The sequence below is a fragment of the Amycolatopsis sp. lyj-109 genome (assembly GCF_046548995.1).
GTDB lineage: Bacteria > Actinomycetota > Actinomycetes > Mycobacteriales > Pseudonocardiaceae > Amycolatopsis.
The window spans coordinates 466,480-476,553 of the sequence record NZ_JAJPWR010000005.1; the positions used below are offsets into that span (position 1 = coordinate 466,480).

The following is a 10,074-nucleotide window of genomic DNA, read 5'->3' on the forward strand; positions in this document are numbered from 1 at the left end:
CGTCGCTCTGGTCAGCGCAAGTAGTCGCCGTCGCCGAAGTAGTCGTCGTCGGTGCCCGCCTCGGGTGCGGGACGCGGTGGCGCCGGTTTCGGCTTCAGCTGCGGCTCTTCCTCGGCGACGACGAAGCGCGCCCCGTCGCTCGCGAGCGCCGCGGAGCCACCGTCCACGAAGCCTTGCGGCTCCGGCTCCGGGAATTCGTGCTGGAGCTGCTGGACCAGCTCGCTCATGGTCTCGGTGCCCGCGATCGAGGGCATCCCGGCCTGCACAGCACCCGCCAGCTTGCTCTGCGCGCGCTGGACGGTCCGCAGGATCTCGTCGGCGAGGTTCGCCTTCTCCCGCACCGCGTGCCCGATCTCCAGGCCGACGAGGTTGCCGAGGTGGTTGACCTTGACCGCGATCTGGCCGTCCTGGCTGCGCTCGGACACCGAGACCGCCGCCAGCTCGGCCTGCATCCGGTCGCCCCGCTGCTTGGCCTCGGCGATCTTGGCGTCGAAGCTCGCCAGTAGTTGCTCAGGACTCGACACGCGAACCTCCCCTGTTCACGTCAGTAACCGTACGACGACCGAGTGTGGCACACCGGTCCGACAGTTTCGGGGAAGTTCCTCGGATACGACCCCAGGCCCGGCCGGCGACCGGCTGGCCAACCAACTTCAAGGCGCGGGCCTGAGCTGCACCTTTTCGTTACTGCGGACATCGTGTTAATGCAAAATCTGTCGTACCAACCACCTAGACTGTTCGGATGAGCAACCCCACGCGGAGGGGTCGCGCGCGTGCGGCTACCGAACAGGACATCCGGCGGACGGCCCGGAAACTGCTCGTCGAGCAGGGGCCGGAGGCGGTCACCCTGCGCGCCATCGCGCGGGAGCTGGGGATCACCGCGCCCGCGCTCTACCGGTACTACGAGTCGCGTGACGACCTCGTCGAGAACCTGCGGCTGGATGTCTGCGCCGACCTGGCCGACGACCTCGCCGAGGAGATCGCCGAGCTGCCGGACGACGGCGTGCTGCAGCTGTTCGCCATCTGCAAGGGTTTCCGGCGGTGGGCGCTCACCCACACGAAGGAATTCACGCTGGTCTTCGCGTCGCCGACCGGCGGGATCGGGTCGACGTCGGGGAGTGCCCTGAGCCGGGTCGACGAGCCGTTCGGGCGGATCTTCCTCGCCGCCGCCGGGCGGGTGCTCGCGCGGCACGACATCGTGCTGCCGTCGGCCAGCGGCGTGCCCGACGAGCTGCGGGACGACCTGAAGACCTTCCAGGAGTCGCTGGTCACCGTGCTCGTCGGATCCGATCAGGGCGTGCCCGTCGAAAAGATCGACCTCGGCGTGACGTACCTGATGATCCAGTTCTGGGCCCGGATCTACGGGCACGTCACGCTCGAGGTCTTCGGCAACTACCCGATCCCGATGTCCAAACCGGACGTCCTGTTCGAGGCGATGCTCGCCGACCTCGCCCGGGAGATCGGGCTCTACTCCGGTTAGGCCGCGTGGCCGCCGTCCACGGACAACACCGCCGCCGTCACGTACGCGCTGGCCGGCGCGGCCAGGTAGGACACCGCCGCGGCGACCTCGGACGGCTTGCCGTAGCGGTCGAACGCCGTCAGGGCGCGCTGGTCCGCCGCGTACGGGCCGTCGGCCGGGTTCATGTCCGTGTCCGTCGGGCCCGGGTGGACCAGGTTGACCGTGATGCCGCGCGGGCCCAGCTCGCGGGCCAGCGCCTTGGTCAGGCCGACCATCGCCGCCTTGCTGGTCGCGTACAGCGCCATGCCCGGGCCGGGTACGCGGTCGGTGACGCAGCTGCCGATCGTGATCACGCGGCCGCCGTCGGCCAGGACACCGGCCGCGGCCTGGGTGGCCGCGAACACGCCGCGGACGTTCACCGCCAGCACGCGGTCGACGTCCTCGAGCGCGGTCTCGGTGAATGCGCCGACGAAGCCGACGCCCGCGTTGTTCACCAGGACGTCGAGCCGGCCGAACTCGGCGACGGTCGCCTGGACCGCCGCCGACACCGCACCGGCGTCCGCCGAATCCGCCTGGATCGCCAGCGCGCGGCGGCCGAGGGCCTTGATCTGCTCGACCACCTCGGCCGCCCGCGCGGCGTTGTGCTGGTACGTCAGCGCGACGTCCGCGCCGTCCTCGGCGAGCCGCAGTGCGGTGGCCGCCCCGATGCCCCGGCTGCCGCCCGTCACCAGCGCCACCTTGCCGTCGAGGGTCATTCCCGGTTCTCCTTCGATCGAACGGTTTTTCTTGACCGTTCAATCAAATCGGGATGGCCGGGAAAGCACCGGCGGCTTTCCGCCGTCGCGTCAGAGGACGATGTTGACCAGGCGCCCCGGCACCACGATCACCTTGCGGGGCGAGCCGTCGCCGACCATCGCGGCGACCTTCTCGTCCGCCAGCGCCGCCGCCTGGACCTCGTCCTTCGACGCGGAAGCCGGCACCGTCACCCGGGAGCGGACCTTGCCGTTGACCTGGATCGGGTACTCGACCGAGTCCTCGACCAGGTACTTCTCGTCCACCACCGGGAACGGGCCCTGCACCAGGGAATCCGCGTGGCCCAGCCGGTGCCACAGCTCCTCCGCCAGGTGCGGGGCCAGCGGCGCCAGCATCAGCACCAGCGGCTCGGCCAGCTCACGCGGCGTCGACGCGGTCGCGCCGTACACCTTGGTGACGTGGTTGTTCAGCTCGATCAGCTTCGCGCCGGCCGTGTTGAACCGCATCTCCGCGTAGTCCTCGCGGACGCCCGCGACGGTCTTGTGCAGCACCTTGCGGTCCGCCTCGGAAGCGTCCTCAGTGGACACCCGCAGCTCACCGGTCGCTTCGTCGACGACCAGGCGCCACAGCCGCTGCAGGAACCGGTGCGCACCCACGACGTCCTTGGTCGCCCACGGGCGCGACATGGCCAGCGGGCCCATCGCCATCTCGTAGAACCGGAACGTGTCGGCGCCGTAGTTCTCGGCCATCTCGTCCGGCGTCACGACGTTCTTCAGGCTCTTGCCCATCTTGCCGTACTCCTGGGTGACCTCTTCGTCGTTGAAGAAGTACTTCCCGTCGCGCTCCTCGACCTGCTCGGCCGGGACGTAGACGCCGCGCGCGTCCGTGTACGCGTACGCCTCGATGTAGCCCTGGTTGAACAGCTTCCGGTACGGCTCCTTGGACGTCACGTGCCCCAGGTCGAACAGGACCTTGTGCCAGAACCGCGAGTACAGCAGGTGCAGCACCGCGTGCTCGACGCCGCCGACGTACAGGTCGACACCGCCGGTGTCGTCCGCGCCGTACTCGCCCGGGCGCGGGCCCATCCAGTACGCCTCGTTCTCCGGCGCGCAGAACGTCTCACTGTTCGTCGGGTCCAGGTAGCGCAGCTGGTACCAGCACGAACCCGCCCAGTTCGGCATCGTGTTCATGTCGCGGCGGTAGGTCTTCGGGCCGTCGCCCAGGTCCAGCTCGACCTCGACCCAGTCGGTCGCGCGGGCCAGCGGCGACGACGGCATCGAGTCGCGGTCCTCCGGGTCGAACGTCACCGGCGAGTAGTCGGCGACCTCGGGCAGCTCGATCGGCAGCATCGACTCGGGGACGGCGTGCACCTCGCCGTCTTCGTCGTAGACGACCGGGAACGGCTCGCCCCAGTAGCGCTGGCGCGAGAACAGCCAGTCGCGCAGCTTGTACTGCACGGTTCCGGTGCCGGCGCCCTTCTCCGACAGCCAGTCGATGATCGTCTTCTTGGCCTCGGCGACGTCCATGCCGTCCAAGAAGCCCGAGTTGATCGCCGGGCCGTCACCGGTGAACGCCTTGCCGTCGAAGCCTTCCGACGGCTGCACGGTCCGGATGATCTCCAGGCCGAACTTCTCGGCGAACTCCCAGTCGCGGACGTCCTGGCCGGGGACGGCCATGATCGCGCCAGTGCCGTAGCCCATCAGCACGTAGTCGGCGACGAAGATCGGGATCTGCTTGTCGTTGACCGGGTTCGTGGCGTACGCGCCGGTGAAGACGCCGGTCTTCTCCTTGTTCTCCTGCCGGTCCAGCTCGGACTTCCGCGACGCGGCGACGCGGTATTCCTTGATCGCCTCGGCGGGCGTCGCGGCGCCACCGGTCCAGCGCTCGTCGACGTCGGCCGGCCACGCCTCGGTGACCAGCTTGTCGACCAGCGGGTGCTCCGGCGCCAGCACCATGTACGTGGCGCCGAACAGCGTGTCCGGCCGGGTCGTGAAGACCTCGATGCCGTCGTCACCGGAGGAGAAGGTGACGCGGGCGCCGTGCGAGCGGCCGATCCAGTTCCGCTGCATGGACTTGACCTTCTCCGGCCAGTCCAGCAGGTCCAGGTCGTCGACCAGGCGATCGGCGTACGCGGTGATCCGCATCATCCACTGCCGCAGGTTGCGGCGGAAGACGGGGAAGTTGCCGCGCTCGCTGCGGCCGTCCGAGGTGACCTCTTCGTTCGACAGCACGGTGCCCAGGCCCGGGCACCAGTTGACCGGCGCTTCGGAGATGTACACCAGCCGGTGGTCGTCGATCACCTGCTTCCGTTCGACGGCGGACAGCGCCGCCCAGTCACGGCCGTCCGGCGTGGGCCGCGAGCCGTCCGCGAACGCGGCCTCCAGCTCGGCGATCGGCCGCGCCTTGCCCGCCTCGTTGTCGTACCAGGAGTTGAAGATCCGCAGGAAGATCCACTGCGTCCAGCGGTAGTACTCGGGGTCGATCGTGGAGATGCGACGGCGTTCGTCGTGGCCCAGGCCCAGGCGCCGGATCTGGCGCAGGTAGGTCCGGATGTTCTCCTCGGTCGTCTTGCGCGGGTGCTGCCCGGTCTGGACCGCGTACTGCTCGGCCGGCAGGCCGAACGCGTCGAAGCCCATCGTGTGCAGCACGTTGCGCCCGATCATCCGGTGGTACCGGGCGAAGACGTCGGTGCTGATGAAGCCCAGCGGGTGCCCGACGTGCAGGCCGGAGCCCGACGGGTACGGGAACATGTCCTGGACGAACAGCTTGTCGCTGGGCACCGGCTGCCCCTCGACGGCGAGCGGCCCGACGGGGTTGGGCGCGTGGAAGGTGCCATGGTCGGCCCAGTGGTCCTGCCAGCGCTGTTCGATCTGACCCGCCAGCGCCGCCGTGTAGCGGTGCGCCGGGACGTCGGTCCCTGTTGTCTCGGTCATCGCCGTCATCCTTCGTCGCGAGGTGCTCCAGAAACAACTCGACCCCTCAGCCACCAGGGCATGAGGGGTCGCCGCGCCGGCCGGGCCGGGCCCGGTCAGCGCGGCAGGCTAAGGAGCAGCCGAGCCGTGTTCACACTGTCATCGTAACTTGCTGGTCAAAGCCGTTCCGAGGGGACTGCCAGTGCGGCGAACTGGGTGACCTGGGTCGCGGAGAAGTTGTTGTCGCTGACGATGATCAAGCTGCGCTCGCCGTTCGGCAGTTTCGGGCCCCACGTCATGCCCTCCAGGTTGTCCACAGTGGACAGGCCGAGGTCGGCGGCGTCGAACAGCAGACGCTTCTTGACCGGCTTGACGTGCTTCGCGCCGGCCAGGGACTCGACGTTCAAGACGTTCGTCGCGCCGCTGGTGTCGATCTCGTAGACGCGCACCTTGTTGCCGACACCGGTCACGAACGCGCGCTCCATCATCAGGAACTTCGTCGGGTCGGCCTGGTCGACGGCCAGCATCGAGGACACGCCGGTGGTGGCGAACGCGCCGTCGGGCACCGGTGACGCGAAAATCGGCTCCTGCGGGTACGCGTACTGCGCCAGGACCGGGCCGAATCGCGACTGGATGGTGATCCGCGAGAGCGCGCCGGTGGTCGTCGTCGGCATCGGGCCGTCCTGCAGGAGCGGGCCCTCGACCTCGCTGGCCAGCAGCGAGCCGTACCCGGCGAACGTGATGCCCTCGAGCACCAGGTTCTGCCGCGGCCCGGCCGTCGGCGTCATCTTCTCGTTCGCGGGAATCGGCAGGTCGCGGACGTATTTGCCGTCACGGCGGGCTTCGCGGATCGACGGATCGATCAACGTCGTCGCCGTGCGCTCACCCTCCTGCGCCCAGTAGTAGCCGCCGGTCCACGGGTCGACCCGCAGCTCTTCGGGGTCGATCGTCTGCTCGTTCTGCGGCTTCGACGGGTCGTTCTGCGCGAGCGGCGGGTACGGCGTGCCGTCGGGGCGCAGGAGCGGCTTCGTGCCGGTGAGGGTGACCGGGCCGACGCCGTCCGCGGACACCGGGAAGGTCGCGGTGTAGAAGCGGGCGGGGTTGATCGCCGACCGGTCGTCGCAGATCAGCGCGTAACCGCCGGTTCGCGGGTCGTAGTCGATGCTGGACAGGCCGCCGACCGTCGTGCCCTGGAACTGCAGGGAGTTGGGGACGATCCGCTCGCCGAGCAGCCGGATGGGCCGCTGGTGACTCTCGGTGGCGCTCGCCGGCGTCGCGGCGAGAATCCCCCCGATAAGAGCAGCGGTCAGGACGGTGGGCAGTACACGCGGTGACATGGCCTGTAGCACAGTCGATCAGGGTATCCGGCAGGTTGCCGGGACGTCACGCTTATCCTTGACCCCGTGTTCGCTATCGCGCTGGTTCCGATCGTGCTGGGTCTGCTTGTCGGCTTTGGTGGGTTCCTCGGTTTCCGCGAGCGCTTGACGCGCGAAGGCGGCACCGGGGTGCGCACCCAGGCGACGCTGCGCAGCGAAGAGGCGTTCAAGCTGGCCAACCGCGTCGCGGGCCTGCCGACCATGGCCGGGGGCGCGATCTCCGTGCTCACCGGACTGGCCGGGCTGGCCATGCCGACAACCGGTGGCCTGATCTCCGCCGCGCTCGCGGGCGTGCTCGCCATGCTGCTGCTGGTCGTGGGCGGTGGCGTGCTCGGCAACCGGGCCGCGCTGACCGTGCCCTCCCCGGCTCCGGCGGCGCCGGCCGGCTGCAGCGGCTGCGCGTGCGGTGCGGGCGGCTGCGGCGTCTTCAAGAAGGAAGAAGCCTAATTTCGCTGCAGGTCGCCCGGGTGGGTGGCCAGTAGCGCGAGCGGGATGCCCTGGCGGCGCAGGACCTGGCTCCACAGGTCGCCGTCCGGCGAGGCCAGGATGTCGCTCGGCAGCGCGGGCACGATGACCCAGTCCTCGCGCTCGATCTCGCCAGCCAGCTGTCCGGAGTCCCAGCCCGCGTACCCGGCGAAGACGCGCACACCGCGGACCTTCGGCACCAGCACTTCCGGATCGGTGTCCAGGTCGACCAGCGCGACCGGGCCACGGACCGCGATCACGCCCGGCACGCTCGCCGCCGTCTCGCCGGTGCGCAGCGCGGCCAGGCACAACGCGGTCTTCTTCTCGACCGGGCCGCCGACGAACACGGCCTGCGGCTCGGCGACGTGCCCGCCCCAGTTGGGTAGGACGTCGTGCACGGCGACGTCGCTCGGCCGGTTCAGGACCACGCCCAGCGTGCCCTCTTCGCGATGATCGATGACGAACACCACGGTCCGCCGGAAGTTGGGGTCGACCATCGTGGGGGCGGCGACCAGGAGCGTTCCCGGTTCAACCTCGGCGTCCGCTGGCACGCGACCCATGATCCCACCCTTGGCCAGGCGAATGACTTCGGCTCGGGAACAATCGTCCCAGCAGCCTCGTTTGAAACATGTGGCCGGCGCACTCCGTGTCCCCCGGGCTCACTGAAGAACCGCCTTTGTGGAATACCGTCCGGCTGGAGCCACACTGCGCATAGCCGCCGAGAGGCGACCTCAGTGCGTCGGCCGCCTCCAGCTTGGGCCATTCTCTTGACCGGTGCCCCACGCAGGGGCCTTACTCTGGCTTCGTGACGATCAGCGCCCGGACGACGACAGTGCGAAGAGGCCCTCGGGAGCTGCTGAAGGACCCGGACTTCCGGCGTCTGCTCTTCACGCGCTTCGCCGCCAGCTGGGGCGACGGCGTCTTCCGCGCCGGCCTCGCCGGCGCTGTCCTGTTCAACCCCGAGCGCGCAGCCGATCCGCTGGCCATCGCGGGCGGGTTCGCCGCGCTGCTGCTCCCGTACTCCGTCGTCGGACCGTTCGCCGGAGCGTTGCTGGACCGCTGGGACCGGCGTCGGGTGTTGATCTTCGCGAACCTCCTGCGCGGGCTGGCGATCGCCGCCGCGTCCGCCGCCGTCGGCTTCGGTTTCGGCGGGGTCGGCCTGTTTTCGCTGGCCCTGGCCGCGGAAGGCATCTCCCGCTTCATCGGCTCGGGGCTCTCGGCGTCGCTGCCGCACGTCGTGGAGGAAGAGAGCGTGGTGACGGCGAATGCGTTCGCCACGACGCTCGGCTCGGTGGTCGCCGTCATCGGCGGTGGGTGCGCGATCGGGTTGCGGGCGCTGTTCGGCAGCAACGACATCGGATCGGCCGAGACGACCGTGTTCGCCGTCCTCGGCACCGTGGTGTCGGCGTTGATCGCCCGGGGTTTCGCGCGCGGCGTGCTCGGCCCGACGGTGGTGGACGAGCCGCCGAACCCGGTGCTGGCCGTCGCGCGCGGGCTGGCGGACGGTGCCCGGCACGCGTGGCGCGCGCCCAGCGTCACCGCCGGGTTCATCGCGCTGTTCGCGCACCGGGCGTCGTTCGGGGTGTCGCTGCTGGTCACCGTGCTGCTGATGCGCAACTACTTCACCGACCACGGGATCTTCCGCGCCGGCCTGCCCGGGCTGGGGCAGATCGCCGCGCTCGCCGGGGCCGGTCTGCTGACCGCCGGCCTCCTGACCGCCCGGCTGATCCGCCGGTTCGGGCGGCTGCGCGCGGTGCTCGGTTCGCTGCTGCTCGCCGCGATCGCGCAGTCCGCGCTGGGGCTGCCGATGCTGCTGCCGCTGGCGCTGCTCGCGTCGTTCGCCATCAGCGGAGCCGGGCAGGTGCTCAAGCTCTGCGTCGATTCGTCGATCCAGCTCGACGTCGCCGACGAAGCCCGCGGCCGGGTGTTCGCCCTGTACGACACGCTGTTCAACATCACCCAGGTGGCGGCGGTTTCGGTGGCCGCGCTGGTCGTACCGGACGACGGCCGTTCGCCGGGCCTGCTCATCGCCGCGACGGTCTGCTACCTCGTCGGCGGCGCGGGGTACGTACTCGCCTGGCGACGCGCGATTCGCTGACGCAAACACCCGAACCGGTCACGGTGACTGCTCCATTGGCATTAGGGTGACGGGCAGTCATTAGTAGGTTCGAGGGACACCGGGGGCACCTGTGACCACCGCGGGCGACGACCGTGCGCAGCTCGAAGCACGCAATGCCGCGATGAAGGACCGGATGGACACCCTCCTGGAGAACTTCGAGCGGCAGACCGCGCAGCTGCGTGACGCCCAGGCCGCGGCCGCCGAAACCACCGCCCAGGTGAGTTCCCCCGACGGGCTGGTCCGCGCCACGATCGATGCGGGCGGCAACCTCGCGAAGCTCGAATTCGCCCCGAACACCTTCGAGCGCACCACGCCCGCGCAACTCGCGAACACCGTCCAATCGCTGGTGCGGCAGGGATCGGTGCAGGTCAAGCAGAAGATCGCCGAGCTGATGGCGCCGATCACCGAGGGCCTGCCCGACCTCGCCGACCTGGTCGAGGGCGCGCCGTCGCTGGCCGGGCTGGTGCCGCCGATCCCGTCGTTCGACGACGTCGCCGAGGAACCACCGGCCCCGCGGCCCGAGTCGTTCGAGGAGGGCGGGTCGATCCTGCGCAACGAGCAGCCGGCCCCGCCGCCGACGCCCGCCCCGAAGCCCGCTCCCAAGCGCGTCCGCCCGCCGCGTGACGACGACGAGGAGCCGCCGTCGTCCTGGATGACGAGGGGCGACTGATGCCGGACGGAGGCTCCGGGTTCACCGCGGAGCCGGACGCGGTCGTGCGCGCGTCGAACGGCCTGGTGACGGCGGCCGACGCGCTCGACAACGCGGCGAAGGCGCTGCAGTCCGCCCTGGCCGCGCAGGGCGAGTGCTGGGGCGGCGACGAGTCCGGCAAGGAGTTCGCCAAGGATTACGTGCCGGGCGCGCAGGGCGCCGTCGAAGGCTTCACCAACCTCGTGCAGGGGTTGCGGGGGATGCAGCAGAACGTCGCCAAGTCGATGAAGGCCCTTTCGGGCGCCGACGAAGACGTGACGTCCCAGCTCGGCAAGGGGCAATGA

General features: G+C 70.0%; 10 protein-coding genes. 5 read left to right on the forward strand and 5 right to left on the reverse strand.

Annotated elements, in window-relative coordinates; all coding sequences use genetic code 11:
- Nucleotides 1-11: 11 nt before the first annotated feature.
- On the reverse strand, nucleotides 12-524 hold the full coding sequence (locus tag ACLJQF_RS14360; protein ID WP_410608960.1) for a YbaB/EbfC family nucleoid-associated protein: 513 nt from the start codon (nucleotides 522-524) through the stop codon (nucleotides 12-14).
- 215 nt (nucleotides 525-739) lie between these two features.
- Here ACLJQF_RS14360 and ACLJQF_RS14365 point away from each other — a divergent pair, with 215 nt between their 5' ends.
- Nucleotides 740-1,477, forward strand: a complete 738-nt coding sequence (locus tag ACLJQF_RS14365) for a TetR/AcrR family transcriptional regulator (protein WP_410608962.1) — start codon at nucleotides 740-742, stop codon at nucleotides 1,475-1,477.
- Here the strand turns inward: ACLJQF_RS14365 and ACLJQF_RS14370 are convergent.
- The 3 genes from ACLJQF_RS14370 to ACLJQF_RS14380 all read right to left on the reverse strand — a co-directional run bounded on the left by ACLJQF_RS14370 (nucleotide 1,474) and on the right by ACLJQF_RS14380 (nucleotide 6,458).
- Complete coding sequence (locus ACLJQF_RS14370; protein WP_410608964.1) at nucleotides 1,474-2,211, reverse strand: 3-oxoacyl-ACP reductase family protein; 738 nt, start codon at nucleotides 2,209-2,211, stop codon at nucleotides 1,474-1,476. The genes ACLJQF_RS14365 and ACLJQF_RS14370 overlap by 4 nt on opposite strands.
- A 90-nt stretch (nucleotides 2,212-2,301) precedes the next feature.
- Nucleotides 2,302-5,142, reverse strand: a complete 2,841-nt coding sequence (gene leuS / locus ACLJQF_RS14375) for a leucine--tRNA ligase (RefSeq protein WP_410608966.1) — start codon at nucleotides 5,140-5,142, stop codon at nucleotides 2,302-2,304.
- A gap of 155 nt (nucleotides 5,143-5,297) precedes the next feature.
- The gene (locus ACLJQF_RS14380) at nucleotides 5,298-6,458 is read right to left on the reverse strand and encodes an esterase-like activity of phytase family protein (RefSeq protein WP_410608968.1); all 1,161 of its coding nucleotides are present in this window, start codon (nucleotides 6,456-6,458) and stop codon (nucleotides 5,298-5,300) included.
- A gap of 66 nt (nucleotides 6,459-6,524) precedes the next feature.
- Here ACLJQF_RS14380 and ACLJQF_RS14385 point away from each other — a divergent pair, with 66 nt between their 5' ends.
- A complete protein-coding gene (locus ACLJQF_RS14385; protein ID WP_410608969.1) occupies nucleotides 6,525-6,944 on the forward strand; it encodes an SdpI family protein in 420 nt (139 codons plus the stop codon).
- Here the strand turns inward: ACLJQF_RS14385 and ACLJQF_RS14390 are convergent.
- Nucleotides 6,941-7,522, reverse strand: coding sequence for a YqgE/AlgH family protein (locus ACLJQF_RS14390; RefSeq protein WP_410608970.1), 582 nt, complete (start codon nucleotides 7,520-7,522; stop codon nucleotides 6,941-6,943). The two genes, ACLJQF_RS14385 and ACLJQF_RS14390, sit on opposite strands and share 4 nt — an antisense overlap.
- A gap of 245 nt (nucleotides 7,523-7,767) precedes the next feature.
- On the opposite strand from ACLJQF_RS14390, the gene ACLJQF_RS14395 reads away from it, so the two are divergent.
- The 3 genes from ACLJQF_RS14395 (at nucleotide 7,768) to ACLJQF_RS14405 (ending at nucleotide 10,074) form a co-directional block, all read left to right on the forward strand.
- Nucleotides 7,768-9,060: an MFS transporter gene (locus ACLJQF_RS14395; RefSeq protein ID WP_410608972.1), complete on the forward strand. Its 1,293-nt coding sequence runs from the start codon at nucleotides 7,768-7,770 to the stop codon at nucleotides 9,058-9,060.
- 91 nt (nucleotides 9,061-9,151) lie between these two features.
- The gene (locus tag ACLJQF_RS14400; protein WP_410608974.1) at nucleotides 9,152-9,751 is read left to right on the forward strand and encodes a YbaB/EbfC family nucleoid-associated protein; all 600 of its coding nucleotides are present in this window, start codon (nucleotides 9,152-9,154) and stop codon (nucleotides 9,749-9,751) included.
- Nucleotides 9,751-10,074, forward strand: coding sequence for a WXG100 family type VII secretion target (locus ACLJQF_RS14405; protein WP_410608976.1), 324 nt, complete (start codon nucleotides 9,751-9,753; stop codon nucleotides 10,072-10,074). The genes ACLJQF_RS14400 and ACLJQF_RS14405 overlap by 1 nt, the downstream gene beginning before the upstream one ends.

Excerpts from the sequence above, each read along its gene's own strand:
- ACLJQF_RS14365 (WP_410608962.1), top strand. The coding sequence starts at position 740 with ATGAGCAACCCCACGCGGAGGGGTCGCGCGCGTGCGGCTACCGAACAG.
- ACLJQF_RS14370 (WP_410608964.1), bottom strand. The coding sequence starts at position 2,211 with ATGACCCTCGACGGCAAGGTGGCGCTGGTGACGGGCGGCAGCCGGGGC.
- leuS (WP_410608966.1), bottom strand. The coding sequence starts at position 5,142 with ATGACCGAGACAACAGGGACCGACGTCCCGGCGCACCGCTACACGGCG.
- ACLJQF_RS14380 (WP_410608968.1), bottom strand. The coding sequence starts at position 6,458 with ATGTCACCGCGTGTACTGCCCACCGTCCTGACCGCTGCTCTTATCGGG.
- ACLJQF_RS14390 (WP_410608970.1), bottom strand. The coding sequence starts at position 7,522 with ATGGGTCGCGTGCCAGCGGACGCCGAGGTTGAACCGGGAACGCTCCTG.
- ACLJQF_RS14405 (WP_410608976.1), top strand. The coding sequence starts at position 9,751 with ATGCCGGACGGAGGCTCCGGGTTCACCGCGGAGCCGGACGCGGTCGTG.